Genomic DNA, 26,674 nt, shown 5'->3' with positions numbered 1-26,674 from the left:
CGGGCTCGGCCAGTCTCCCTGTCGGGTTCACCGCGCCCCCAGGACGCGTGGGGCCGGGTGGGGTCGCAAAGGCGCGAAATTCCAGGGGCTTGCCCGCATGTCAGAGGGAGCGTGTAAGGGAGCAGGCGCCCGGCGCTTGGAGCAGGCGGCTTCCCCGGAGGAGGCTGCCGGGCGGCCTGAGTGCCGTGGGGTGAGGGAGGGTGAACGCGGGATGCGCTTGCTGCACACGTCGGACTGGCACCTGGGACACACGCTGTACGACGTCTCGCGGGAGGCGGAGCACGGCGCGTTCCTGGAGTGGCTGCTGGACACGCTGGAGGCCCAGGCGGTGGACGCGCTGCTGGTGGCCGGCGACATCTTCGACACCTCCAACCCCAGCGCGGAGGCGCAGGCGGCCTGGTACCAGTTCGTCGCCAAGGCCCGGCGGCGGCTGCCCCGGCTGGACGTGGTCGTCATCGGTGGCAACCACGACTCCGCCGCGCGGCTGGATGCGCCGGACCCGTTGTTCGCGGCGCTGGGCGTGAAGGTGGTGGGCGGGCTGCCACGTGCGGGGGGCTCGCTGGAGTTGGAGCGACTGCTGGTGCCGGTGCACGACGCGAAGGGACACGTGGGCGCGTGGGTGGCGGCGGTGCCCTACCTGCGGCCCGCGGACCTGCCGCCGGTGCGGGAGGAGGCGGGGGACCGGTTGGTGGAGGGGGTTCGCGCGGTGTACTCGGAGGTGCTGGACGCCGCGCGGCACCGACGTCAGCCGGGTCAGGCGCTGGTGGCCATGGGCCATTGCTACATGACGGGCTCGGAGCTCTCGGTGCTCAGCGAGCGGAAGATTCTGGGCGGCAACCAGCACGCGCTGCCCGTGGAGCTGTTCTCGGACGATGTCGCGTACGCGGCGCTGGGGCACCTGCACAAGGCGCAGCGCGTGGGTGGGCGCGAGGGCGTGCGCTACAGCGGCTCGCCCCTGCCGCTGTCGCTGTCGGAGGCGGGATATCGGCACCAGGTGTTGTTGGTGGATTTGAAGGGGGACGCGCTGGAGGCCGTGCAGTCCCTGCCCGTGCCGCGTCGCGCGGAGATGGTGCGCGTGCCGGCGCGGGACGCCGCGACGCTGGAGGAGGTGCTGGCGTTGCTGGAGGCGTTGCCGGCGCTGGAGGAGGACGCGGTGGAGTGGCGGCGTCCCTACCTGGAGGTTTGTGTGTCGCTGCCCCGACCGGAGCCGTCGCTGCGGCAGAAGGTAGAGAAGGCGCTGGAGGGGCGCGCGGCGCGGCTGGTGAAGCTGACGCCCGCGTACACAGGCACGGGCGGCGCGCTGGCGGAGGTCCAGCCGGGGCTGTCGCTGCGTGAGCGCACGCCCGAGGACGTCTTCCGGGCGAGGTATGCGCGTGACTACGAGGAGCCGCCCTCGGAGGTGTTGCTGGAGGCATTCCACACGCTGCTGACCCAGGTGCAGGAGGACGCGTCATGAAGGTCCTCTGCATCCGGGGCAACAACCTGACGAGCTTCGCGGGGACGTTCGCGCTGGAGCTGGACCGGCCGCCGCTCGACAGGCTGGGGCTGTTCGCGATTACGGGCGCGACGGGCGCGGGCAAGAGCACGCTGCTGGACGCGCTGTGCCTGGCGCTGTTCGACCGGACGCCGAGGTTGGGCGGGCGGGGTGGTGTCCCGGTGGGGCGCGCGGACGAGGAGGAGGAGGCGCGGCTGTCCGCGTATGACGTGCGCGGCATGCTGCGGCGAGGCGCGGGCGAGGGCTTTGCGGAGGTGGACTTCCAGGGGAAGGATGGGAAGCGCTACCGGGCCCGCTGGTCGGTGTGGCGGGCGCGCAGTCGCGCGGAGGGGCGCTTCCGGCCCCAGGAGATGACGCTCACGGAGGTGGCCACGGGACAGCAGTTCGGCCGCACCAAGGGCGAGGTGCTGGCGGCCATCCAGGAGCGGCTGGGGTTGTCGTTCGACCAGTTCCGCCGCTCGGCGTTGCTGGCGCAGGGGGAGTTCGCGGCCTTCTTGAAGGCGGATGCGAGCGAGCGCGCGGAGCTGCTGGAGCGGATGACCGGCACGGAGGTGTACAGCCGGCTGTCCATGGCCGCCCACGAGAAGAACAAGGGCGAGCAGGAGGAGCTGGCGCGCCGGGAGCTCGGGCTGGCGGCGATTTCGCTCATGGAGGCCGGGGAGCGCGGCGCGGCGGAGGGGCGGCTCGTCGAGGAGGCCGAGGCGCGCAAGGGCGTGGAGGCGCGGCTGGGGGAGGCGGAGGGCGCGGCGGCGTGGCACGCGGAGCTATCGGCGCTGGTGGGGGCGCAGCGAGACGCGGAGGAGAAGGAGTCGCGCGCGGCGGAGGCACTGGCGGCGGCGGCGCCTCGGGCGAAGAAGCTGGAGGAGGTCCGCGCGGCGGAGTCGTTCCGAGGGGCGGTGACGGCGGCGGAGGGGGCGGAGCGTCGGTGCGAGGAAGCAGACGCCACGGGTCGGGTCCGTGGCGCGGAGGTGGAGGAGGCGAAGGCTCGGGCGGCTCAACTGCTGGGGGCGTTGCGGGTGGCGGAGGAGGGGAGGCAGGAGGCGCGGTCGGCGCAAGAGGTCGCGGCGCCGGCGCTGGAGGCCGCGGCGGAGCTGGATGCGCGGAGCGTGGCGGCCGCGCGTGACGCGGAGGAAGCGCGGGCGCGGGCGCGGGTGTCGGAGGACGAAGCGGCGAAGGCTCGGGCGGTGCTCGAGGAAGTCGTGGTCCGCGAGGAGGCCGCGCGGGTGGCGGGAGAGGGGGCTCGGGTCTGGTTGTTGGAGAAGGCCCACTGGGAGGCGCTCGCGAGGGAGTGGCCTCGCTGGCAGCGCGAACTGGAGCGCTACGAGGTGGCGCTGGGTGAGGGGAAGACGGCGCGGGTGGCCGTGGAGAAGCTGCGCGGGGACGTGGATTTGCTGAAGGACGCGGAGCGTCTGAGGCGTCAGGAGCGGGACTCGGCGGCAGAGGCCGAGGCGCGGGCGCAGGCGGCGGCGACGCATGCGGAGACCTCGCTGGGGGAGGGGACGGGCGTGGAGCGGCGGGTGCTGCGGGAGTCACTGCTCGCGAGGCAGGAGATGCTGCGCGCACTGGAGCTGGCCCGGCAGGGCCTGTGTTCGGGAGAGGTCGAGGCGCGAGAGGCCGCGCGTGAAGCGGCGACGGCGCGGGAGGAATCGGAGTCCGCGTCGGTCGCGGTGCGGGACTCGGCGGTGCGTCGGTTGGAGCGTGAAGCGGCGCTGAAGGAAGCGCGCCGTGCGCTGTCCGTGGCGGAGGCGACACAGGGGCATGCGGCGCAGCGGGCGCTGCTTCGCGAGGGCGAGGCGTGCCCGCTGTGTGGTGCCACGGAGCATCCGTATCGGCATGAGGTGCCGGCCCTGGCGGGGTTGGTGGCGGAGTCCGCCGCGCGGGTGGAGACGCTGGAGTCCGAGCGGAATGAGTGCTCTCGCGAAGAAGTGGACGCGAGCGCGAGGCAGGCGGCGGCGCGAGCGCGAGTCACCCAGGCGGAGTCGCGGCGAGAGGGCGCGGCGGCCCGCTGTGGAGAGCACCGTGACGCGTGGGCGCGGGGCCGCGAGCAGTGGCGGCGGGTGCGGACTCAGGGCTCGGCGTCTTCGGGAGGTGGACCGGGACTGAGTGCGCGAAAGGGTGTTGTCGGGGCCCATGACTCCGAGTCGCCGGGTGGCGAAGAGGGTGCGGGAGTTCGTGACGCCACATCAGCCCCGGGAGTCGCCAGCGCGCGTGACGCCGCGTCTGCTCCCGAAGAGGGCTCGGGCCCGGAGGCGAGCGTCTGGCTGGAGGCAATGGTCGCCGAGGTCCAGGCACGGCTGTCCGCGCTGAAGTCCGAGGAAGAGGCGGCGGAGGGACTGGCCCGGACGGCGCGCGAGGCGCGAGCGGCGCTGGAGGCGCAGCGCACCCGACGTGAGGTGGCGGCCGATGCGCTCCGGCGCGCGGAAGAGTCCTTCACGCGAGTGGAGGGCGCGCTGAAGGAGGGGCTGGCCCGGGTGGAAGCGGCGGACGCGACGGTGCGACAGGTCCTGGCGGACGTGTCCCCCATCTTCGCCGCGGACGCGGGATGGGAGGCCAAGCTGGAGGCCGCTCCGGCGGACTTCCGACAGAAGTGCGGCAAGCGCGTCTCCATGTGGAAGGAGCGCGAGGACATCGTCCAGAAGGCGAAGGGTCGCGAGGACGAGGAACAGCGACACCGCGCTCACGCGCAGGGCTTGCTGGAGGTGAGCGCTCGCCGTGCCGAGGAGGACGCCGCTCAGGCGACGCTCAAGGGCCAGGCTCGGGACGCAGCGGTGCGGGCCCGCGCCGCGCTGCTGGAGGGCCGCCCCACGGAGGAGGTCCGCGCGGAGCTGCGCGCGAAGCTGGAGTCGGCGCTGGCGGCCTACGAAAAGGCCCGCATGTCAGCCGAAGCGGCACGACAAGCCGAAGGGGTGGCGCTGGCCCGCGCGGAGGATGCGGCACGCGACCTCACCCGTGCGCGGGAGTCCCGCGAGTCGGCGCGGAAGGAGCTGGAGCAACGGCTGGCGGCCCAGGGTGTGTCGCTGGACGTGGTGAAGGCGCTGCTGGCGAACGACGCCGCGTGGTGCGAGGCGGAGGCTCGAGCGCTGGCCGTGCTGCGCGAGGCCCAGGCCCAGGCGCGTGCGGTGCGCGACGAGCGACGTGAGCGGCGCACGGGCCACGAGTCGAGCGGACCGCCCCGCTTGTCGGAGGAGGAGGCGACCACTGCACGCGAGAACCTGCGAGGGGACGTGGAGGTGCGGCGCCGAGCCGAGGCGATGCTGCGCGCGAAGCTGGAGGCGGACGACGCGGCCCGGGCCCGTCACGGCAGCGAGGCCCAGGCACTGGCGGAGCGCAGGCGCGCGGGCGAGGTGTGGAAGGCGCTGGGTGACCTCATCGGCTCGCATGACGGCAAGCGCTTCAAGGTCTTTGCCCAGAGCCTCACGCTGGACGCGTTGTTGCTGCACGCCAACGCGCACTTGCAGGAGCTGGCGCGGCGCTACCGCCTGATGCGCGTGCCCGGGCATGACCTGGACCTCCAGGTGGTCGACGGGGACATGGGGGACGAGGTGCGTGGCGTGGCCAGCCTGTCGGGTGGCGAGAGCTTCCTGGTGTCGCTGGCGCTCGCGTTGGGGTTGGCCTCGCTGTCGTCGGAGACGACGCAGGTGGAGACGCTCTTCATCGACGAGGGCTTCGGGACGTTGGACCCGGAGACGCTGGAGGTGGCGCTGGCGACGCTGGACGCACTCCAGGCCACGGGGCGGCAGGTGGGCATCATCTCCCACGTCTCGGGGCTCGCCGAGCGCATCGGTGTGCAGGTGCGCGTGGTGAAGCAGGGAGGAGGCCGCAGCCGGCTGGTGGTGGAGGGCGACCTGGGCCTGCCGTACGTCGCGGTTCAGCAACTCGCGTGAGGTCCAGGCCTCACACGCCCGTGCCCATCAGCCCGCGCACCACGGCGGCCACGGCCAGCGGCGTGGCCACGCGGTCATCGGAGAGGGCCGCGAGGGCCCGCGCGAACTGCTCCGCGGAGCCGAAGCGCTGCGAGGGGTGAGGCGCCAGCGCGCGGTCCAGCACCAGCGCGAGCGCGTCCGACACCTCTGGCACCTGCATCCGCACGGGCTTCACCCGGCCCCCCCGGATGGCGGACTCCACCTCCTCACCGGGGCCGGAGGGGAAGGGCGACTCCAACGACAGCAGCTCGTACAGCAGCACCGCGGTGGCCCACAGGTCCACCGCCACGGACACCTCGCCCGCCAGCAGCTCCGGCGAGCGGTAGTGCTGCTTGCCCAGGCGTCGCGCGTCGAGCGCCATGCCCGCCCGTGAGCGAGCCACGCCGAAGTCCGCCAGCTTCACCTCTCCAGTTCGCGACAGCAGCACGTTGTGCGGGGACACGTCGCAGTGCACGACACCCAGCGGACGGCCCGTGGTGCTCGTGGCCTGGTGCGCGTGCGCGAGGGCCTCCAGCACCTGCCGGACGATGAGCACGGAGATGTCGATGGGCAGCTCGATGCGCCGCCGTCGGCACTGTGCCAGCACGCGCCCCAGGTCCGGCCCCTCCACCAGCTCCAGCGCGAGGTAGCCCCCGTCGGGCAGCTCTCCATACTCGACGAAGCCGACGATGTGCGGATGCCGCAGACACCGGGCCAGCTCCGCTTCATGCAGGAGCTGCTCGTGCGCCTCGTCGTCGTGCGCGCGCTCGGGGCGCACGCGCTTGAGCGCCACGTGCTCTCCGGCCCTCGCGCCGTGCTTCACGCGCGCGAGGAACACCTCCGCCATGCCGCCGCGTCCCAGGCGGGACAGCAACTCGAAGCGGCCACAGTCCCTCGGCCAGGTCTCCTCCACCACGTCCATGACTCAGCTCACCCCACCCACCAGGCTCGCCAGGTAGCCGTCGAGCGTCCGGGAGAAGGTGACGTCGTCACTGAGGAACGCAAGCCCCACGCCGCCGCTGTAAGGGTCATCCAACACGTGCACCACCACCGCCTCGCCCTGCAGATGCTCCCCGTTGGGCAGCTTCACGTCCACGGTGACGACGCTGTCGGGCGGAGGCCGGTGCGCGGTGCGCACGAAGAGGCCGCCGTTGGAGATGTTCAGCGCGTGCTCCCGCACGAAGTCCAGCTCGGTGCGGAACTCCAGCTCCAGCCGCACCGCGAACCGGCGCCCCCGGCGCTGGGGACCGCCCGTTGGCGCGGAGGGCACGCGGCGTGGATCATCCTCCGACGTGGGCACGGCGGTGGGACTCGGTGGCGCCGAGGGAGCAGGAGCCGCGGGTCGCGAGGCCAGCGCGCTCACGTGCTGCTCCAGCGCCCGTGCCGCGGCGGTGCGCTCCTCGCCCCCGTAGGCCTTTCCTCCCGCGAAGATGCTGTTGCGAAGCGCGTCGCGCTCCGGCTTGGGCAGACGCCACAGCTCCACGAAGGTGCCGCCGCTGCGCTTCACCTCGTCGGCGAGCCGCTCCACCGCGGCACGCGGATAGCCCGGGGCCTCCACCTTGAGCTCGATACCGGCCTGCTCGGCCTGCACGGAGACGACGAGCTGCATCGATTGCGCGGAGGGCAGCAGTTCGCCAAGCCCCTCCACCACCGCCGCGGCGCGTTCTGGTGAAGCCCCTCTATTCCACAATGCCGCGAGACCGAAGACAGGCACGAAAGAGACGATAACCGACGCTTCCCACCCCGCGAACAGTGTTCGCCAACAGTCATGCCGCAATCCGTCCATGAGGTTGGACAGAGAGCATACGAAGAGCGACGAAGAACTCGTACCGAGGGGAATAGTCACTGACCAAAAGGCGCAGGTCTTCATAGACTTCAGGTTCCCCCTGACTCATCCCAACCCCCCCGGAGTCAGGGAAATGGAGTCGAATGATGCGTACGTCCTTCACCCGGCTCATCGCCTGCGTGCTCGTGTCAGCTTCGTTGCTGGCTGGCTGCGGCGGGTCGGACCCCGAAGACCCCACTCCGCCCGGCAATGAAGATGCGGGTACGACCCCAGACAGTGGAACACCGCCCCCGGAGGATGCGGGCGTCGAGCCTGACCCGGACCCGGATCCAGGTCCGGTGCCCACGGATGTCGACGACAGCAAGAACCCCACCAAGGACTCCGACTGCGACGGCCTCACGGACGCGGAAGAGTTCGCCAATGTCTATGCCGGCGGGTTGAAGACGGACCCGGGTCGGCGTGACACCGACGGCGACGGCATTCGTGACGGCGTCGAAGTGGGCCGCACCTCGAGCATCAACACCACCTGTTCGTTCCGCGCGGACCTGGACCCGGACTCGCGCACCTCGCCGGTGAAGGCGGACACGGACGGCGACGGCATCCCCGACGGCCTGGAGGACACCAACCGCAACGGCGCGAGGGACCCGGGTGAGACGGACCCCAACGCCCTCGACTCGGATGGTGACGGGCTGAAGGACGGCGAAGAGGACGTCAACCACAGCGGCACGGTGAGCCCCGGCGAGACGGACCCGCGCAAGCGCGACACGGATGGCGACGGCCTGTCGGATGGTCAGGAGCGGACCATGGGCACGGACCCGCTCAAGCCGGACACGGACGGCGACTCGTGCAGCGACGGCGAGGAGGACCGCAACCGCAACGGCGTGCGGGACAGCGGCGAGACGGACCCGAAGGTGGCTGACTGCGCCGCCTCCATCCCCGACGCGGACTTCGACGGCATCCCGGACGCGGTGGAAGTGGCCACCGGCACGAACAAGGACAAGGCGGACACGGACGGTGACGGCCTCGACGATGGCGTCGAGGACGAGAACAAGAACGGCAAGGTGGAGGCGAACGAGTCGGACCCGCGCTTGACGGACACCGACTGTGACGGTCTGCAGGACGGCGCGGGCCGCGATGGCTTCCTGGGTGAGGACGGCAACGGCAACGGCAAGGTGGACGCCAACGAGACGGACCCCACCAACCCGGACACGGACGGCGACGGCCTGCGCGACGGCCTGGAGCGCGGTGTGACGACCGCCGCGGCGCCGCGCAAGGACTGCGGCTACGCGGGCGACGCGCACCCGAGCAGCACCACGAGCCCCACGACGGCGGACTCGGACGGTGACGGCATCGCGGACGGCGCGGAGGACGCGAACCAGAACGGCCAGGTGGACGCGAACGAGCTGGACCCGAAGAACCCGGCGGACGGCGCGCCCAACACGCCGGCGGGCCAGGCCTGCCGCGCGAACAACCTGCGGCCCGTCACGTTCAAGGAGGACAACGGCGCGGACGTGCGGCTCGCGCTGCCTGCCACCTTCAAGGACGCGAACATCACCAACATCACGGTGGCTGGCGCCACGGTGGGCGTCATCGGCTGGGACGACACGAAGCAGGTGACGCTGATTGCGTACAAGCGTGGCGCGGTGGGCGGCTCCATCACCCCCGCGGGCGACGAGGCGGGCATCCGCGGTGCCTCGTTCAACACCGCGACGAGTGACTACGCGCAGACCTTCAACACCTGGGACGGCTACGCCGCGCTCGCGGCTCGCTACTCGCTTGCGGGCGGCGAAGACCTGAAGGCTCGCACCAACTCGCTGGTGCGGTCGCTGGTGCCCAGCAGCGCCGGTTCGCTCGCGGGTTCGGCGGGAATCACCGGTCCGTTCACCATCCAGGCGCAGTACGTCCACCGCTCCAACGACAGCGTGCTGGTGGTCATCGCCATCACCCCCACGTCCCGCTACAACGAGGCGGGCAGCCTCTTCTCGCTGGCGGACACGGCGGGCGGCTCGGCGCTGGCGCAGTTTGGTGACGCGGACGCGGTGCAGTGTGAGCTGTTCACCTCGCGCCAGGCGGTGGTGGACTTCATCTTCGTGGTGGACGACAGCGGCTCCATGGCCAGCTCGCAGCAGTCGCTGGCGGACGCGGCCACGGCCGTGGCGAACAAGCTGGGCAACTCCACGCTGGACTGGCGTGTGGCGATGGTGACCACGAGCTACACCTCCACCAACACCAACCACGCCAACCGCAACGTGGTGCGTGGCTTCACGCGGAACATCAACCAGTTCCGTGCGTGGCTGACGCAGAACAGCACCTGCGCCAGCGGCCAGTGCAACACCGTCACCATCCCCGCGGGGACGACGCCCACCACCTGTACGAACAACCAGTCGTGCTGGGTGGGTTTGAGCGGCTGGGGTGACGAGAAGCCCATGGAAGCGGTGCGAGCGGCCATCAACACCACGCTCGTGCCGAATGGCACGTCCTCGGACTCGCGCATCCGCGACGGCGCCAAGGTGGTGGTCGTCATCCTCACGGACACGCATGACTACTCGGCGGACTCCATCCAGACCTTCGAGCAGTACTTCAAGAGCACCGGCAACACGCCCGCGACGAAGAACCCGCTGAACCAGGTCATCCAGGTCCACGGCATCATCTGCCCGCCGGAGTTCGCCACCAGCAACACGGCGACGTGGTGTCACAACCAGGAAGACCCCCGCGACCCGAAGCACCTGGACATCATCCAGGCGACGGGCGGCGTGGTGGGCAGCATCCGCAACTCCACCTCCATCACCACGACCATCAACGGCATCATCGACAGCGTCATCGCGTCGGTGGGCTACCGCACGCAGCAGCCGCCCATCGGCGCGTCGGTGAAGGTGTCGGTGGCGACGGTGGCGGACGCGGTGTCGTGCCCCACGGCGTCGGACCTGCCGCGCAGCCGCACCAACGGCTTCGACGTGGATGGCATCAACCGCACGCTGTCGTTCTTCGGCGGCTGCCGGCCGCAGGCGGACAACACGCAGGCGGCGGTGTCCTACCGCTACTGGAGCGACCGGACGACGAACGCCAACGGCGTGCCGCCTCCTTGCAAGACGGACCCGTATTACGACGCGACGGAGGCGGACTACTGCGACGGCAAGCTCTCCTGCAACCGCACCACGGACAAGTGCGAGTGCCCGTCGGACTGCGGTGGTGTCGGCGCTCCGGGCCAGGTCTGCAACACGGACCCGGCGGTGTGCGCCTACACGTGCGCTTCGGATTGCGGTGGCACATGCGGCACGTATGAGTCGTGCAACTCGGCGACCTGCGCGTGCTCGTGCGTCCAGACGGCCACGTGCGCGGCGGGCTACAAGTTCGACCCGAGCGTGTGCGCCTGCGCGTGTGACACCTCGTCGCTGAGCTGCGGCTCCACGACGCAGCCGGACGCGGCCTCGTGCTCCTGCGCTTGCAAGGCGGACTGCGGTGGCTGCCCGTCGAACACGGCGTGCAACCCGAGCACCTGCGCCTGCGAAGGCGTCATCGGCTGACGGTGACGTGAAGCGCCGGCCTTCACTCGAGGGCCGGCGTGGCGGAGTGCTTCCTCGGAAGCGGTCCGGGTCCGAGGAAGCCAGGGGCCTGGTGACGAAACGTCGGCGGGTGTCTGGGAGCCGGCTCAGGACATGAAGAAGGCCCCGGTGGCGACGTGCCTCCGGGGCCTTCGTGTTTCTGGGGGCTCAGCGGTGACGCGCTACCGGCCCGCGGTGAGGCCCGTGGGCGCGGTGGCCGTGCGGAGGATGGGGTAGACGCGGTGCTGGGTGTCGCGAGCGGGGTGGCGCTCGTAGAAGAACCGCAGGCGCGCGCGCGGGTCCTTGGCGAAGGCGGGGTCCTTGAGCTTCGCGTCCCACGCGGCCTTCACGGTGGCGTCCCTGGCGAGCAGCTCCCTCGCGAAGGGCTCCAGCACGTAGTCCTCGATGTATTCCTTCTGCTCGAAGTGGGCGTTGAAGAAGCCCCACGCCAGGAGCGAGTCCGGCGCGGACGGCTCCAGCAGGTGGGCCACCATCTCCACACCCGGCTGCGCGGTGGGGACGTACAGCGCGCCGGCGGGAAGTGACTGGGTCTGCTTCTCCCACGCGCCCTTCACCGACAGCGTCTGACGGCCCTCGTTGGACTGGGGACTCCACTTCGCCTCGGTGGCGCGGAACACCTCCACGTCGGTGGCGGGTGTCGGGCGGGACAGGCGCTGGAAGCGCAGGCCGTGGGTGGTGAGCTTCTGGGCCACCCAGGCGGCATGGGACGGCGGCACCAGGTACCCGCCAGAAGGGATGGAGACGGTGAGGGCGGGCTCCACCTTGTCGAAGTACGGCACGGTCCACACCTGTGGCTTGGAGTCGTCGTAGCGAATCCACGTCTGCCCGGAGACGTCGGAGGCGCCGCGCTCATAGGCGTAGCCCCGGAAGGCGATGGGGTGGCTCTCCGGCGTGTTCTTCCACGCGACGACGACGTCGCGCACCTTGCCGGACTGGGCCTCCGCGTCGGCCGCCTTCACGGCGCTCATCATCCCGGCGCCATCGCGGGCGACGAGGCGCAGGAGGCCCGCGACGACGTCGCGCGTGGCCTTCACGCGCTCGGCATAGGGCTTCCACGAGTGCGTCTCCACGAGCACGCCGAACCGGTGGTACGCGGCGGCGTAGGCGTGGCTGAAGCGCGGAGGCGGCACGCCGTAGGCGAAGCCGGACGTCGGGTCATCGTCCTGGAGGAACGAGGGGTAGAACTCCAGGGGCTGGTGGCCTTGCGTCTCCAGCTCCTGGAACAGCTCCTGGCGCAGCTTCACGCCGAGGGGGCGCAGGCTCTCCGGGCCGGACTTCTGCGGCTCGATGCCGACGGCGACGTCGGGCTCGAACTTGGCGCCGTCGGTGACGTGCAGGTCCGCGTAGACGAGCGCGTCCCAGGAGTGGAGGTAGCGCAGCAGGGCCACCATCTCCGGGCTCTCCGCCTTGGCGTAGTCGCGGTTGAGGTTGAGGTTCTGCGAGGTGACGCGCCAGCCCATCTCCTCGGGGCCCACCTGGTTGGGGCGGTTGTTGCGGCCGAAGCGCTCGTGGCCGTCGACGTTGAAGACGGGGACGAAGACGGCGGTGACACCCTTGAGGACACCCGGCAGCGTCTTGCCGGAGAGGATGTCTCGCAAGAGCGCGAAGCCGGCGTCCTTGCCGTCGATTTCGCCGGCGTGGATGCCGCCCTGGAAGAAGACGACGGGGCGGCTCTTCTTCGAGTTGGCGGCGGGGGTGAGCGTGCCGTCGGCGCTGGCGACGAGGGCGAGCATGGGCCGGCCCTCGGGCGTGGTGCCGAACGTGTCGCAGCGCACCTTGCCGGGGTAGGCCTTGGGGAAGGCGCGGCAGAGCGACTCCACCTCGGGGTAGCGGCCGGTGCGTGTCCAGCCGCTCTGCTCGGACGCGGTGGTGAGAGGCGGTGGAGCCTGGGCGAGCGCCAGGGAGAGGGCGGTGGCGAGGAGCATGGCCAACCCACAACACAGGCTCCCGTGGGTTTCAACCGCCTCGCACGGTGAGCGTTCCACCCACCGGTAGGACGTGGACGTGCTCGTGCGGCCAGCCTCGGCGGTTCCACTCGGCGTCCAGGCGGCGGGGCGGTTCGTCGAGCGGCTCGTCGGTGAGCTTGAACGTGCCCCAGTGCATGGCGAGGAACTCCCGGGCTCCGAGTGCCTCGAAGGCGCGGACGGCCTCTTCGGGGTTCATGTGCTGGCGGCTCATGAACCACTCCGGGTCATACGCGCCAATGGGGAGCAGGGCGGCGTCGAGCTTGGGAAAGCGGCGGCCGATTTCCTGGAAGCCATCGAACCAGGCGGTGTCACCGGAGTGGTAGACGCGGGCGCTGGAGCCCTCGACGACGAAGCCGCCCCAGAGCATCTCGTTGGCGTCGTTGAGGCCGCGTCGGCTCCAGTGTTGCGAGGGGACGTAGTGGACGGTGACGGGGCCCACCTGGGTGGATTGCCACCAGTCCAGTTCGGTGACGGCGAGCTTGGAGCCCTTGAACACGGGGGACTGTCCCAGGCCGGTGACGATGGGGGCGCCCACGTCGGTGAGCGTGGGCAGGTCCAGGTGGTCATAGTGGTTGTGGGAGACGAGGCTCGCGGCGATGGGAGGCAGCTTGTCGACGGGGACGCCGGGCGGGACGTTGCGGCGGATGACGACGTTGATGGCGTCGCGCAGCACGGGGTCGATGAGGAGGGACAGGCCGTCGAGCTGGACGAGCCAGCTTGCGTGGCCCAGCCATGTGAGGCGCGCGCCCTCGCCGGGGGCGGGCGGTGTGGCGAGCAGGGCGAGGTCCGGCTCCACGCGAGGGACGGGTGCATGGTCGGGCGACTTGCGGCGGCGGCCGGAGAGCTTGTCGGCCACTGCCCATTTGAAGACGCTGCTGAACGGCTGAGGGCCGCTGCCGTCCAGGTTCTTGAAACGCAAGGCCATGATGCGTGCTCCTCGAAGGACACCGGAGCGCGGAGCTCCGAGCGTCTGTCATGCTCGCGGGACGGTACGGTTCGCAAGGGGAATGGAGCCCCTACCATGGTCGACATCACACATCGCACGCTCGAGACGAATGGGATTCGCCTTCATGTCGCGGAGGCGGGGAAGGGGCCACTCGTGCTGTTGCTCCATGGGTGGCCGGAGTCCTGGTACTCGTGGCGGCATCAGCTCCCGGTGCTCGCCGCCGCCGGCTACCACGTCGTCGCGCCGGACGTTCGAGGTTATGGGCGCAGTGACAAGCCGGGGCCCGTCGAGGCGTACAGCATGCGGAACCTGGTGGCGGACTTCGTGGGGCTGCTGGATGCGCTCGGGGAGAAGACCGCGGTGGTGGTGGGGCACGACTGGGGCGCGGCGATGGCGTGGACCTGTGCCGCGCTTCATCCGAACCGCTTCAGGGCCGTTGTCGGCATGAGTGTTCCGCATCTGGGGCGTACGCCGATGCCGCCCACGCAGCTCTTCAAGGCCGTGTTCGGTGAGAAGTGGTTCTACATCCAGTACTTCCAACAGCCCGGTGTCGCGGAGGCGGAGCTGGAGGCGGACGTGTCGCGGACGGTGCGCACCGTTCTGGCGGGCTCCGTCGCGGGCTTCGACACGAAGTCGGAGTTGGTGCGCGCGAGGAAGCAGGGGGATGGGTTTCTCACGGGCATCGAGACGCCCGCGACCTTGCCCGCCTGGCTCACGGAGGAGGATGTCGCGTACTTCGTGAAGGAGTTCGAGGGCAGTGGGTTCCGGGGTGGCTTGAACCGCTATCGCAACATGGACCGGGACTGGGAGGAACTGCCCGAGCTGGCGACGGTGCGAATCGAGCAGCCCGCGTTGTTCATCACGGGAGAGACGGACCCGGGGCGCGCGCTGGCGCCAGTGGAGGTGATGAAGCCGCTGGTGCCGAATTTGAAGGACGTGCTTGTTGTCCCTGGAGCGGGGCACTGGGTTCAGCAGGAGCGTCCCGCGGAGGTCAACGCCGCGTTGTTGTCGTTCTTGAAGTCGCTGCCCGCGTGACGTCGCGGTGGGGCGGGTCTGTCACCAATCGGGGTGGCAGACCCAGGGACTGGAGGGGCGGCGCTGGAAGCAGCGGTAGCCGTCGTCGCAGGTGTTGGGGCCTTGTGGGTCGCAGGGCTGCTCGCAGGCCCAGCCGTCACAGATGAGGCCGTCGAGGCAGGGCGGGAGGTCCTTGCCACAGCGCAGCTCGCACTCGGACCAGATGCGGTCGGGTAGATGGGACGCGTGCATGAACTCGCACGTCTGGCCCGAAGGGCAGGGGGTTTGTTGGCACTGGGGGCCGAACACCCTGGCGCACGCGGAGGCCCCTTCTTCGTGGCGGATGCAGTGCTGTCCCTCTGGGCAGCCGCTCTTCTCACAGGTGGGGAGGCAGAGCGGTTCGGGTTGGGTGTCCGCGCAGAAGAAAGTCGGAGTGCAACTTCCCGGCTCCGTCAGTGAGCAGGGGCGCGCGCAAAAACCGCCTTGGCTCCCGCATATCAATCCAGGTGCACAGGCTTCTTCCCGAGAGGCGGGAACCTTGATGCACCGCTCTCCTTCCGTGCGCACGCCGAGCAGCAAGCAGTAGCGCACCATGGGGCCGTGGCCTTCGGTTGCGAGGAGCTGACAGTGCTGTCCATCCTCGCATTGCGCATCCGTGAGGCACTGGCTGTCGGCGCAGTACTGGGCATGAGCTCGCGCATCCATGAGGCAGCCCAGCGGTGCCTCACAGTCGGAGCTTCGGGCGCAGTTCCGGTGATACGTCCGCAGTGGGCCGCGTTCCTCTTTGGAGAGGAGGGGGCTGACGGGGCGACCTCGGAGGTGCTCCGGCTGCTCGGGTTGAAGAGTGCCGCCGAGGATGAGGACCAACGGCAGAGGAAGAAGCAGAGCGATTCCAACCCCCATGGGTGTTCGCCAGTTCATTCCGCTTCACCGCAGCGTCGGATGCATTCCGGGTCCTTCGACGCTTCTCCGCTGCAGTATTGCTCGCGCTCCACGCTGGAGCAGCGCGTAGGGATGTTCTCCAGCGCATCTTGATGCGCGGCCCGGTCCACGAGGCCGTCACGCCGGTGGACCTCGGGACAGCCCATGACGGCGCAGGACAGCGCACAGACCCAGAAGGTCATCCACGGCATCGCTGTGTCCCCCGGGAGAGGATGCGCTGCAAGATCAGCCTATTCACAGCGGGTTCTTCATCGGTCGAGGGGCCGTGACGACTGTGCATGTCAGAACACTGCGACACTGCGGGACTCTCCATGCCGGTGATGCATGCAAAGACGCGCAATTGTCTGTGGGCAAGCTTCGATGCAGGCTGCACACGCCATCCAGCGGTGATGGTTCGATTCAGGATGAGGAGTCACACGGCTGGACATCTTGTCGGGAGCCTGGACGGCCGCAACTTTGGTCGCGGATTCCTCCGAACATACGGAACGGGAATCTCAAGCCAGGGATGCCAATGAACCAGATGAACAAGCATCAGTCCGTTGTCCAATGCGTCATCTCGCTCCGTACGCCCATTCTCAGGATGTTGCTGACCTTTCAATGGGGAGAAGAAGGGCCTCAGCCCCCGCGGTCGGGTACTCCTTCAGGGCTTCCCAACTAGAGTCCGTGAGAAGTGAGCAGGGTTCGAACGGAGCGGTCGTTGTCGACAAGCATGTTGCATCGCTCGGGTCGAAAGCCGGGCGTGGATTGAAACAGATTGCCGTTCTCGATTTTCGGTACGTGCTGCAAGGCCACCGCCGAGGCCGTTCTGCTTGGCGGTGACCTTTGCTGGGTGTAACGGCGTCACCAGTCGGGGTGGCAGACCCAGGGACTGGAAGGGCGGCGCTGGAAGCAGCGGTAGCCGTCGTCGCAGGTGTTGGGGCCCTTGGGGTCGCAGGGCTGCTCGCAGGCCCAGCCGTCACAGACGCGGCTGTCGGGGCAGGGTGGGAAGTCCTTGCCACAGCGCAGCTCGCACTCGGACCAGATGCGGTCGGGCAAACGGGAGGCGTGCATGAACTCGCAGATCTGGCCTGTGGGGCAGGGGGTTTGTTGGCACTGGGGGCCGAAGACCCTGGCGCAGGCGGAGGCGCCTTCTTCGTGGCGGATGCAGTACTGTCCCTCGGGGCAACCGCTCTTCTCGCAGGTGGGGAGGCAGAGCGGTTCTGGGTAGTCGTCCACGCAGAAGAAGTGGGGCGGACAGGTGTTGGGGTCATCCAGACTGCACGGTCGCCCGCAGAAGCTTCCTGCACTGGAGCAATACAGCCCGGGCCCACAGGCGCCTTCCTGGGTGTCGGAGATCTCCACGCATCGCTCGCCTTCCTTGCGAATGCCCACGGGCACGCAATAGCGCACCACGGGGTCTTGTCTCGCGGTGGCGAGGAGTCGACAGACATGGCCATCTGGGCACTGCGCATCGGTGAAGCACTGGCTGTCCGCGCAATAGAGCGCGCGAGCGCGCGCATCGAAGAGGCAACCCAGTGGTGGATCGCACCCAACGCGTGTGCCGCAGTTTCGATGGTAGGTCTGGAACCGTGAGCGTTCTTCTGGCGTGAATACAGGACTGACTTGCCGGCCTCTGACGTACTCGGGAAGGTTCGGTTGCAGGAGGCTGCTCGTCGTGAGGACAAGGGGTAGCGGTATCAACAACGCGATGCCTGCCCCCAGCATCGTTCGCACGTTCATTGTTCGCCGCACCTTTGGATGCACGTTTCGCTTTGCTCGCGGCCGCCGTCGCAATAGCGCGTGTAATCGTCCACCGAGCATTTCGTGGGAATGCTCTCCAAGGCATCCTGATGCGCGGCCCGGTCCACGAGGCCGTCACGCCGGTGGACCTCGGGACAGCCCATGACGGCGCAGGACAGCGCACAGACCCAGAAGGTCATCCACGGCATCGCTGTGTCCCCCCGACTGAGGAAACGACACAGGCATTCTACCGAAGGTAGGAAGTCGCGGAGACAACCTGGTTGATGGGGCGAGTGAGACTGTGCACGCGCCGACATCGCTCACCCACACGGCCCCGCACTCCCTTATATAGAGCGCGATGCTTCCCACCTCCGGCTCCACGACTCGCAAGCTGCTGCTCGCCTTCGGTGCGCTGGTGGCGCTGTTCACCGCGGCCTCGGGCTTCGCGCTCGCTCGGCTGGCGGACATCCACGACGCCTCGCACGAGCTGCGTGAGGCCGGCGGCCGGGTCCGCGAGGCACTCGAGCTGGCCACCGCCGTGAGAGACCAGTACGCGCATCTGGCCCACACCATCATCCTCGGCAACGCCAGCCACGTTCACTTCCACGAGGAGTCGCGAGCACGCGTCGAGACGCTCACCCGCCGGCTCCGAGAGCAGGCACAGGACGCCGAGGAGCGCGCCTGGGTGGCGGACATCCAGGAGAACGGTGACGCGCTGGACCGGCTGTACCGCGAGACACTCCTGCCCGCCGTGCTGGCGAAGGACCACGCCGCAGTCACCACCGCCCATGGCCGCGCCCTGGAACGCGTCTCCCTCATCCAGGCCCGCGCCGAGGCCCTGGCGCGCCGCTTCGACACCTCCATCGGCTCGTTCGAGGAACACGTCGCCGCCGTCGAGCACACCAGCTTCCGCTGGGCCCTGCTCTTCCTTGGCGGCGCGACGCTGTTCGCCGTGGGCGTGGGCATCTACATCGGCAACTCCGTGGCCCGCCCCGTGGCTCGACTGTCCGAGGGCGCCGCTCGACTCGCCCAGGGCGACCTGGATACGCGCATCCCCGAGGACGACCCGGGAGAACTCGGCCGACTCGCCGCGCAGTTCAACCGGATGACCGATGCCCTGCGCACGCACCAGGCCCAGCTCGTTCAACACGAAAAACTCGCCAGCGTCGGCCGACTCGCGGCGGGCGTCGCCCACGAAATCAACAACCCGCTCGGCGTCATCCTCGGCTATGTGCGCATCCTCCAACGCAAGGCGGAGGGCGCTCTGGCCGAGGACCTGAAAGTGGTGGAGGAGGAGGCCGTGCGCTGCCAGCAGATCGTCGAAGGGCTCCTCGACCTCTCCCGCCCGGGCCAGGGCCCGGTGGAAATAATCCCCCTGCGCGAGACGTGTGAGGACGTGGTGGCGAGGCTGCGCGAAGCAGAGAGACTCGGACAAGTGGACGTGCGCGTGGAGGGCTCGGCGAGCGCGTGGGCCCAGCCGTCACGGCTGCGCCAGATTCTCCTCAACCTGGTGAAGAACGCCGCGGAGGCAGCCGGAACCGGTGGCACCGTCGAGGTCCGAATCGCGCCCGCGAAGGACGGCGGCGCGAGCGTCTCCGTCTCCGACTCCGGCCCCGGTGTGAAGCCCGAGGACCGCCGCCGCCTCTTCGAGCCCTTCTTCACCACCAAGTCCACGGGCACGGGCCTGGGGCTCGCCGTGAGTCAGGCCATCGCGGAGGCACACGGCGGACGCATCGAGGCGGACACGGGCCCGCTGGGAGGCGCGCGCTTCACGCTGCGCCTGCCCCCCGCGTCGGCGGAGCGGGAGGCCATGGCATGAGCACTCCAACCCAACCCGGCGTCCTGGTGGTCGACGACAAGGAGAACATGCGCAAGCTGTTCTCCCGCATCCTCGGAGACGCCTACGCCGTGACGGAGGCCGCTGATGGCGAGCAGGCCATGTCGCTGCTGGCCTCGCGCGACTTCGACGTGGTGGTGACGGACATCCAGATGCCCGGAGCGGACGGCTTCGCGGTGCTGCGCGAAGTGAAGCGCCGCGCGCCCGACACGGAGGTGATTCTCGTCACCGCGTTCGCCAGCATCCCCAAGGCCGTCGAGGCCATCAAGGAAGGCGCCTACGACTACCTCTCCAAGCCGTTCGACCCGGACGAGGTCGCGCTCGTCGTGGCACGTGCGCTGGAGAATGGACGCCAGGGCCGAGAGGCCGCGGGCCTGAAAGCCCGGCTCGCGTCGGCCCCCGAGCTCCACGGGCTGCTGGGCGGAAGCGCGGCGATGCACGCCCTGCACGGCCTGCTCTCCCAGGTCGCGGCGAGAGACCTCACCGTCCTGCTCACAGGCGAGACAGGCACGGGCAAGGAACTGGCCGCGAGGGCCGTCCACAAGGAGAGCCCACGCGCCGCGAAGCCCTTCGTGGCGGTGAACTGTGGCGCGCTCCCAGCGGAGTTGGTGGAGAGCGAGCTGTTCGGCCACGCGAAGGGCGCCTTCACGGGCGCCACGGTGGCGAAGCCCGGACTCTTCGAGGAGGCCCACGGCGGCACGCTCTTCCTCGACGAGATTGGAGATCTGCCGCTGCCCGTGCAGGTGAAGCTCAACCGGGCCCTGCAGGAGAAGGAAGTCCGGCGCGTGGGCACCACCGTGCCGGTGAAGGTGGACGTCCGCGTGGTGGCCGCCACGCACCGTGACTTGTCCGCCGAGGTGGCCGCCGGTCGCTTCCGCGAGGACCTCTACTACCGCCTCAATGTGGTGACGGTGCGACTGCCCGCGCTGCGAGAGCGACGCGAGGACGTCCCGCTGCTCGCGATGCATTTCCTGTCCGGCTCGGGACGGTCTGAAGTGGAGAGCTTCACCGCCGAGGCCCTGCGCGCACTCGCGTCCTACGACTGGCCGGGCAATGTGCGACAGCTCGAGAACGCCGTGGCGCGAGCCGTGGCCGTGGCCCGAGGTACACGCATCACCCCAGAGGACCTCCCTCCTGAGGTGGCCACGTCACGCGGAGTCACCTCGGGCGCCACGGCTCCGGGAGTGAGGGCCACCGCCGAATCCCTGGCGAAGCTGCCCTACCGCGAAGCAGTGGACGGCGCCCGCGACACGGTGTCCCGCGAGTACCTCACCGCGTTGATGCAGGAGTTCAGTGGAAACGTCACCCATGCCGCCGAACGCGCCGGCATGGAGCGCGAGAGCCTCCACCGGTTGCTCAAGCGCTACGGAGTGCGCTCGGAGGACTTCAAGCGCTCCGAGTGACGTGCGTCTCAGAACGCCAGAACCATCAGGCCGCCGAGGGATGCGGCACCGCTCTCCGCCTGAAGCGCCCTGCGCGGCGAACCGCGCGTCTCAGAACGCCGGCACCACCGTGCCGCCGTACTGGGACTCGATGAAGCGGCGCACCTCTCCGGACTGGAGCGCCTTGAGCAGCACCCGGACCTCGGGGCGGGACTCGTCGCCCTTCCGGACGACGAGCACATTCGCATAGGGATTGCGCGTGGAGGACTCGCGAGCCAGCACCTTCGCGTCCAGCTTCAGGTGCTTCTGCGCCTCCAGGAAGTAGTTGCCGTTGATGACGGCGGCGGCCACATCCTCCAGCGTGCGCGGCTGCTGCTCGGCGTCGATCTCCCGCAGCTCCAGCTTGCGAGGGTTGCCCACCACGTCCTGTACCGTGGCGACGGCGCCCGCGCCCTCCTTCAGCCGCAACAGGCCCTGGTCCGCGAGCAGATGCAGCGCGCGAGACGCGTTGCTCGGGTCGGACGGAATCGTCACCTGCGCGCCCTCGGGCAACTCCGCGAGCTGACGGAACTTCGTCGAGTACAGCGCCAGCGGCTCCAGGTGCACCGCGCCCGCGCTGCGCAGGGCGAGCTGACGGTCCGCGGAGAAGCGCTCCAGATACGGCACGTGCTGGAAGTAGTTGGCGTCGAGCTGTCCATCCGCCAGGGCCACGTTGGGCTGCACGTAGTCGGTGAACTCCACCACCTCGATGCGCACGCCATCACGCAGGGCCACGGGTACCGCGGCGCGAAGAATCTCGCCATGCGGCACAGGGTTCACGCCGATTCTCAGCGTGGGCACTCCGGGCGCCTCGCCGATGGCGGGAGCCTCCGACTTCTTGCAGCCCGTTCCCACGAGCAGCGCGATGGAGACGGCGGCGAAGGCCAGGGGGATGATGAAAAATGATGCAGGTGGCTTCATGGGGTGTGGATTCCGGAGGAGAGGCCGCGGGCAACAGCGTGACCGGGTGGATATTTCAGTCGTGCGCGCGGCCGGAGTGGGGCGAGGTGTGGTCGAAGCGCGAAGCCACTCCATCCCCCAGCCACTGCACGAGCTGCACCAGCGCCAGCAACACGGCGAGGCAGCCCAACATGACGTCGGTACGGAAGCGCATGTACCCGTACTTCACCGCGAGGTCTCCCAGCCCACCTCCGCCCACGGCGCCCGCCATGGCGCTGTAGCCGAGCAGGCTGATAACCACGAGCGCGGTACCGCGCACGAGAGATGGCAGGGCCTCGGGAATCAGGACGCGGAAGATGACGCGCCGGTGGGTGGAGCCCATGGCGATGGCGGCTTCCACCAGTCCGGAGTCCACCTCGCGCAGTCCCTGCTCCACCACGCGCCCCATGAAGGGAATCGCCGCGACGACCAGCGGAACGATGGCGGCGGTGGTGCCAATCGTGGTGCCCACCAGCAGGCGAGTCAGGGGAACGATGGCCACCATCAAGATGATGAAGGGCACCGAACGCCCCACGTTGACGAGCGTGCCCAGCACGCGGTGCAGCGCCGGGCGCTCCCACAGTCCGCCCCGGTCCGTCAGCACCAGCAGCACTCCCAGGGGCAGCCCCGCGAGCACCACCAACACCGTGGCCACCGACGTCATGTAGAGCGTCTCCAGCGTGGCCACCCACAGCGAATGCGTCAGCTCACCAGGCATGGGCCGCCTCCTCCGACGTCAAACCCTGCTCGCGCAGGAACGCCAGGGCCTGGCTCACCGCGTCCGGAGCACCCGTGAGCTCGAAGAGCAGCCGCCCCACGCGCGCCTCGCCCACGCGTTCCAGCGAGCCCTCCAGCAGATGCGCGTCCACGTCGAAGCGACGCGCCAGGGTGGAGAGGATGGGACGCGTGGAGTGCTCGCCCGACAGTGACAGCTCCACGCGCTGACCGCCCCGAAGGACGGCGCTCTCGCCCGTCGTGAAGGGTGGGTAGCACAGCCCATGCAGATGCGAGCCCGGACGGGAGAGCAGCTCCACCACCTTGCCCTGCTCCACGAGCCGTCCCTGCTCCAGCACGGCCACCGAGTCGCAGATGGCCTTCACCACCTCCATCTGATGCGTGATGAGCAGGATGGTGAGGCCGAGCTGTCGGTTCAAATCCCGGAGCAACGCCAGCACCGAGCGCGTTGTCTCCGGGTCCAACGACGACGTCGCTTCGTCGGACAGCAAGATGCGAGGACGCGGCGCCAGGGCGCGGGCAATGCCCACCCGCTGCTTCTGCCCACCCGACAACCGCGACGGGTAGGTGTCCGCCTTGTCCGACAGGCCCACCAGCGAGAGCAGCTCCGCGACGCGCGCGCGAATCTGCTCGCGTGGCAGCCCCGCCACCTCCAGCGGATACGCGACGTTGGCCGCCACCGTCTGCGAGGAGAACAGGTTGAAGTGCTGGAAGATCATCCCGATGCCCTGCCGCGCCAGACGCAGCTCATCGGGATTCAGCGACAGCAGCTCCTTCCCATTCACCCGCACGCGGCCCTGGGTGGGACGCTCCAGGAGGTTGACGCAGCGGATGAGCGTGGACTTGCCGGCGCCGCTCTGCCCGAGCACGCCGAACACTTCTCCTGGGTCCACCCGCAGCGACACGTCCTGGAGCGCCGACACCTCGCGCCCGCCCTGCCTGTACACCTTGCTGATACCGCGCAGCTCAATCATCCACCGACTCCCTGCGGTGTGTTCGCCAGCTCTTCGGCGAACGCCGCGAACGAACTCCAGTACCGCTCACCGGTGTCGGGCAGCACGGTGAGCACCGTCTTGCCGGGGCCCAGTCGCCGAGCCACCTGTCGGGCCGCGTGCAGCGCCGCGCCACTGGAGATGCCCACGAGCAGACCCTCCCGGCTCGCCAGCTCCCGCGCGGCGAGGTACGCGTCGACATCCGCGACGTCGATGACCTCGTCATAGACGGAGCGGTCCAGCACCTCCGGCACGAAGTTGGCGCCAATGCCCTGGATGCGATGCGGCCCCGCCTTGCCCTGGGTGAGCAGGGGCGAGCGCAGCGGCTCCACGGCGATGACCTGCAGGGACGGGTTCTCCTTCTTGAGCACGCTGCCCGCGCCCGTAATCGTGCCGCCCGTGCCGATGCCCGCCACGAAGGCGTCGAGCTTGCGCACGTCCAGGTCTCCGAGAATCTCCTTCGCCGTGGTGCGCCGGTGAATCTCCGGGTTGGACGGGTTGCGGAACTGCTGCGGCATGAAGCCCTTGTCGCCCAGCTCCTTGATGAGCTCGTCGGCCGCCTCGACGGCGCCGTTCATTCCCTTGGCCGCGGGCGTCAGCACCAGCTCCGCGCCGTAGGCCTCCAGGATGCGGCGGCGCTCCACGCTCATGCTCTCCGGCATGGTGAGGATGATGCGGTAGCCCTTCACCGCGGCGACCATGGCCAGGGCCACGCCGGTGTTGCCGCTGGTGGGCTCGACAATCGTCATGCCCGGACGCAGGCGGCCCTTGTTCTCCGCGTCCTCAATCATCGCCAGGCCGATGCGGTCCTTCACGCTGCCACCGGGATTGAAGGACTCGACCTTCGCCAGCAGCGTGGCCGCGTCAGGGCCTCCGACGCGCGACAGGCGGATGATGGGCGTGCGGCCAATGAGCTGCGTCACGTCGGGGTAGATGTTGTTGGGCATCCGCGTCTCGGGGTTGGGGCCGGGACTTCGATGCAGCGCCCCGGCGTGTGGGGAAATGGAACGGCCCGTCTCCAGGTTTCGGGGGGACGGGCCGGACACGCCTGCGCGCGAAAGACGCTCAGTACGCTCGAACGGACGGACCCGTCGTGACGCGGCAACACATGCCGCGACAACAGGACCCGAACGGAGCGACGAAGCAGAGCATCGGCTTCAGGACGTAACCAATCCGCCGGAGACTGTCAACCCGACCTCCCTTTCATGCGGCCTCCTTCAAGGCCCGGCCCAGCGCGAGCGCGAGGTCCGCTTGCAGGTCCTCCAGGTCCTCCAGCCCCACGGAGAAGCGGATGAGGCTGTCGGTGATTCCCCGTCGCTCGCGCTCGGCGGCGGGCACGGAGGCATGCGAGTGCCTCGCCGGCACGGTGATGATGCTCTCCACCGCGCCCAGCGACACGCCGAGCAGCGGCAGCCGCAGCGAGTCCACGAACGTCGCCGCCATCGAGTCGTGGGCGAGCCGAAAGGACACCACCGCGCCGGTGCCTGGATAGAAGACCTCTCGAATCTCCGGCCTGCCTCCGAGCCAGCGAGCGAGCGCCCCGGCCGTGCGCACCTGCCGCTCCATGCGGACCTGCAGCGTCTTGATGCCGCGCTGGAGCAGGAAGCAGTCCTGCGGCCCGAGCACCGCGCCCACCGCGTTCTGGAGGAAGTAGACCTCCTTCGCCAGCTCCGGCGTCCGCACCGCCACGGTGCCCGCGATGATGTCGCTGTGTCCGCCCAGGTACTTGGTGGCGGAGTGGATGACGATGTCCGCGCCCTCGGTGAGCGGACGCGAGAGGTAGGGGGACAGGAAGGTGTTGTCCACGATGAGCAGCGCGCCATACGTCCGCGCGAGGATGGACATGGCGGTGACGTCGGTGCGGCGCAGGAAGGGATTGCTCACCGTCTCGACGAGGAGCCCCTTGGTGTTGGGGCGGAACGCGGCGCGCACCGCGTCCGTGTCCGAGGTGTCCACGAAGGTGGCCTTGAGCCCGAAGCGGCTGAACACCCGGGTGAGCACGCGGTACGTGCCGCCGTAACAGTCGTCGGTGACGACCAGGTGGTCCCCCGCGCTGAAGAGCATCAGCACCGTGGACAGCGCGGCCATGCCAGAGCCGAAGGCGAAGGCCCCGGCGCCCTCGTCCAGACTCGCGAGCACGCCCTCCAGCGCCTTGCGCGTGGGGTTGCCGGAGCGCGCGTAGTCGAACTCGCCGGAGTGCTCCAGACCCGGCTGGTCGAACATGGAGACCTGGTAGATGGGCACCGCGGCGGCGCCCGTCACCGGGTCGACTTCATGACCCGTGTGCAGCAGTCGGGTGGCGAAGTTCGACGGGCTGGGAGCGCCCTTCGAGCGCCTGGGCCAAATCGGAGATGATGTCATGGCAGTCCTCGATACCCACGGAGAGGCGAAGCAGTCGGTCGGTGATGCCAAGCTGTTCCCTGCGCGCGACGGGGATGTCGGCGTGGGTCTGCGTGGCGGGGAAGGTGATGAGCGTCTCGACGCCGCCCAGGGACTCGGCGAAGAGGCAGATGCGCACGGCGGCGAGCACCTGGGGCACCAGGGCCGCGTCGGTGACGTCGAAGGAGAGCATCCCGCCCGTGCCCGGGTAGTAGACGCGCTCGACCTGGGGGTGGCTCGACAGGAACGCGGCCACCTCGCGAGCGTTCGACTGGTGGCGCTCCATGCGCAGCGCGAGCGTCTTGAGCCCGCGAATCACGAGGTAGGAATCCTGCGGTCCGAGGATGGCGCCGATGCCGTTCTGGACGAAGGCGAGCCGCTCGCCCACCGCCGCGTCCTTCACCACGAGCGCTCCGGCGACGACGTCGTTGTGTCCGGCCAGATACTTCGTCGCGCTGTGGACGACGATGTCCGCGCCCAGCTCCAGCGGGCGCTGGAGGAACGGTGTGTTGAAGGTGTTGTCCACGATGAGGAGCGCGCCCGCCTGCCGGGCGATGTCCGCGAGCGCGGACAGGTCCGCCGTCTTCATCAGCGGGTTGGTGGGCGACTCCACCAGCAGGGCCTTGGTGTTGGGACGCAGCGCCGCGCGCACCGCGTCCAGCCGCGTGGTGTCCACGAAGGTGTGGGGGATGTGGAGCAGCTTGTCCACCAGCCGGAACGTTCCGCCGTAGAGGTCCTCGGTGAGGACCAGGTGGTCCTCGGGGCCGAGGAGCTGGAGCGCGCAGTGCAGCGCGGCCATGCCGGAGGAGAAGGCGAGGCCCCGGCTGCCGCCTTCGAGGCCCGCGAGCGCGTCCTCGAGCGCGGCGCGGGTGGGGTTCTTCGTGCGCGAGTAGTCGTACCCGGTGGACTGCCCGAGCGCGGGGTGTTGGTAGGTGGCGGAATGGTAGATGGGCACCGCGACCGCGCCGGTGGTCGGGTCTCTGCGTGTGCCGGCGTGGACGAGGGCGGTGGCGAGTTTCATGACGTGGCTCCTGTTT

Annotated in this window: 20 protein-coding genes; 7 read left to right on the top strand and 13 right to left on the bottom strand. The window is 69.6% G+C overall.

Going from position 1 to position 26,674, the window contains the following annotated elements; genetic code table 11:
* Positions 1-211 precede the first annotated feature (211 nt).
* Both HUA75_RS30935 and HUA75_RS30930 read left to right on the top strand, forming a co-directional pair.
* The gene (locus HUA75_RS30935) at positions 212-1,456 is read left to right on the top strand and encodes an exonuclease SbcCD subunit D C-terminal domain-containing protein (RefSeq protein ID WP_174454490.1); all 1,245 of its coding nucleotides are present in this window, start codon (positions 212-214) and stop codon (positions 1,454-1,456) included.
* A complete protein-coding gene (locus HUA75_RS30930) occupies positions 1,453-5,379 on the top strand; it encodes an AAA family ATPase (RefSeq protein WP_174488438.1) in 3,927 nt (1,308 codons plus the stop codon). Before HUA75_RS30935 ends, HUA75_RS30930 begins: the two co-directional genes overlap by 4 nt.
* A 10-nt stretch (positions 5,380-5,389) precedes the next feature.
* On the opposite strand, the gene HUA75_RS30925 is transcribed toward HUA75_RS30930, so the two are convergent.
* Positions 5,390-6,319, bottom strand: coding sequence for a serine/threonine-protein kinase (locus tag HUA75_RS30925; RefSeq protein ID WP_141644692.1), 930 nt, complete (start codon positions 6,317-6,319; stop codon positions 5,390-5,392).
* 3 nt (positions 6,320-6,322) lie between these two features.
* Positions 6,323-7,111, bottom strand: a complete 789-nt coding sequence (locus tag HUA75_RS30920; protein WP_174477335.1) for a TIGR02266 family protein — start codon at positions 7,109-7,111, stop codon at positions 6,323-6,325.
* 218 nt (positions 7,112-7,329) lie between these two features.
* Here HUA75_RS30920 and cglD point away from each other — a divergent pair, with 218 nt between their 5' ends.
* Positions 7,330-10,707, top strand: a complete 3,378-nt coding sequence (gene cglD, locus HUA75_RS30915) for an adventurous gliding motility lipoprotein CglD (RefSeq protein ID WP_174488643.1) — start codon at positions 7,330-7,332, stop codon at positions 10,705-10,707.
* Between the two features lie 200 nt (positions 10,708-10,907).
* On the opposite strand, the gene HUA75_RS30910 is transcribed toward cglD, so the two are convergent.
* Both HUA75_RS30910 and HUA75_RS30905 read right to left on the bottom strand, forming a co-directional pair.
* Positions 10,908-12,671: a M14 family zinc carboxypeptidase gene (locus HUA75_RS30910; RefSeq protein ID WP_174488437.1), complete on the bottom strand. Its 1,764-nt coding sequence runs from the start codon at positions 12,669-12,671 to the stop codon at positions 10,908-10,910.
* A 31-nt stretch (positions 12,672-12,702) separates the two neighbouring features.
* Complete coding sequence (locus HUA75_RS30905; RefSeq protein ID WP_174488436.1) at positions 12,703-13,638, bottom strand: MBL fold metallo-hydrolase; 936 nt, start codon at positions 13,636-13,638, stop codon at positions 12,703-12,705.
* A gap of 96 nt (positions 13,639-13,734) precedes the next feature.
* Between HUA75_RS30905 and HUA75_RS30900 the strand changes: the two genes are divergently transcribed.
* Positions 13,735-14,694, top strand: coding sequence for an alpha/beta fold hydrolase (locus HUA75_RS30900; RefSeq protein ID WP_174488435.1), 960 nt, complete (start codon positions 13,735-13,737; stop codon positions 14,692-14,694).
* A gap of 21 nt (positions 14,695-14,715) precedes the next feature.
* Here the strand turns inward: HUA75_RS30900 and HUA75_RS47045 are convergent, their stop codons facing one another.
* From HUA75_RS47045 to HUA75_RS47040, 3 genes are all read right to left on the bottom strand, one after another.
* Positions 14,716-14,925, bottom strand: coding sequence for a hypothetical protein (locus HUA75_RS47045; protein WP_254627855.1), 210 nt, complete (start codon positions 14,923-14,925; stop codon positions 14,716-14,718).
* A gap of 665 nt (positions 14,926-15,590) precedes the next feature.
* Positions 15,591-15,806, bottom strand: a complete 216-nt coding sequence (locus tag HUA75_RS30890) for a hypothetical protein (protein WP_174477333.1) — start codon at positions 15,804-15,806, stop codon at positions 15,591-15,593.
* A 649-nt stretch (positions 15,807-16,455) separates the two neighbouring features.
* Positions 16,456-16,665, bottom strand: a complete 210-nt coding sequence (locus HUA75_RS47040) for a hypothetical protein (RefSeq protein WP_254627854.1) — start codon at positions 16,663-16,665, stop codon at positions 16,456-16,458.
* A gap of 378 nt (positions 16,666-17,043) precedes the next feature.
* Between HUA75_RS47040 and HUA75_RS47035 the strand changes: the two genes are divergently transcribed.
* From HUA75_RS47035 to HUA75_RS30875, 3 genes are all read left to right on the top strand, one after another.
* Positions 17,044-17,187, top strand: coding sequence for a hypothetical protein (locus HUA75_RS47035; protein WP_174454496.1), 144 nt, complete (start codon positions 17,044-17,046; stop codon positions 17,185-17,187).
* A 505-nt stretch (positions 17,188-17,692) separates the two neighbouring features.
* Positions 17,693-19,153, top strand: coding sequence for an ATP-binding protein (locus tag HUA75_RS30880; RefSeq protein ID WP_174488432.1), 1,461 nt, complete (start codon positions 17,693-17,695; stop codon positions 19,151-19,153).
* Positions 19,150-20,574 carry a sigma-54 dependent transcriptional regulator gene (locus HUA75_RS30875; RefSeq protein ID WP_174488431.1) on the top strand — a complete coding sequence of 475 codons (1,425 nt, stop codon included), beginning with the start codon at positions 19,150-19,152 and terminating at the stop codon, positions 20,572-20,574. The genes HUA75_RS30880 and HUA75_RS30875 overlap by 4 nt, the downstream gene beginning before the upstream one ends.
* Positions 20,575-20,664: 90 nt before the next feature.
* Here the strand turns inward: HUA75_RS30875 and HUA75_RS30870 are convergent, their stop codons facing one another.
* From HUA75_RS30870 to HUA75_RS30845, 6 genes are all read right to left on the bottom strand, one after another.
* Positions 20,665-21,513, bottom strand: a complete 849-nt coding sequence (locus HUA75_RS30870) for a MetQ/NlpA family ABC transporter substrate-binding protein (protein ID WP_174488430.1) — start codon at positions 21,511-21,513, stop codon at positions 20,665-20,667.
* A gap of 55 nt (positions 21,514-21,568) precedes the next feature.
* Positions 21,569-22,249 carry a methionine ABC transporter permease gene (locus HUA75_RS30865; RefSeq protein WP_141644701.1) on the bottom strand — a complete coding sequence of 227 codons (681 nt, stop codon included), beginning with the start codon at positions 22,247-22,249 and terminating at the stop codon, positions 21,569-21,571.
* Positions 22,239-23,240 (bottom strand): methionine ABC transporter ATP-binding protein, encoded by a 1,002-nt coding sequence (locus tag HUA75_RS30860; RefSeq protein WP_141644702.1) that lies wholly within the window; start codon positions 23,238-23,240, stop codon positions 22,239-22,241. The genes HUA75_RS30865 and HUA75_RS30860 overlap by 11 nt, the downstream gene beginning before the upstream one ends.
* Positions 23,237-24,205, bottom strand: a complete 969-nt coding sequence (cysK, locus tag HUA75_RS30855) for a cysteine synthase A (protein WP_163869456.1) — start codon at positions 24,203-24,205, stop codon at positions 23,237-23,239. Before cysK ends, HUA75_RS30860 begins: the two co-directional genes overlap by 4 nt.
* Positions 24,206-24,461: 256 nt before the next feature.
* Positions 24,462-25,619, bottom strand: coding sequence for a PLP-dependent aspartate aminotransferase family protein (locus tag HUA75_RS30850; RefSeq protein ID WP_141644704.1), 1,158 nt, complete (start codon positions 25,617-25,619; stop codon positions 24,462-24,464).
* On the bottom strand, positions 25,531-26,658 hold the full coding sequence (locus tag HUA75_RS30845; RefSeq protein WP_174488429.1) for a PLP-dependent aspartate aminotransferase family protein: 1,128 nt from the start codon (positions 26,656-26,658) through the stop codon (positions 25,531-25,533). Before HUA75_RS30845 ends, HUA75_RS30850 begins: the two co-directional genes overlap by 89 nt.
* Between the last annotated feature and the right edge of the window lie 16 nt (positions 26,659-26,674).

The organism is Myxococcus sp. CA040A, from assembly GCF_013336725.1.
Lineage (GTDB): Bacteria > Myxococcota > Myxococcia > Myxococcales > Myxococcaceae > Myxococcus > Myxococcus llanfairpwllgwyngyllgogerychwyrndrobwllllantysiliogogogochensis.
Note: the sequence above shows the minus strand (reverse complement) of the source record. Positions and strands in the feature narration are given on the sequence as shown.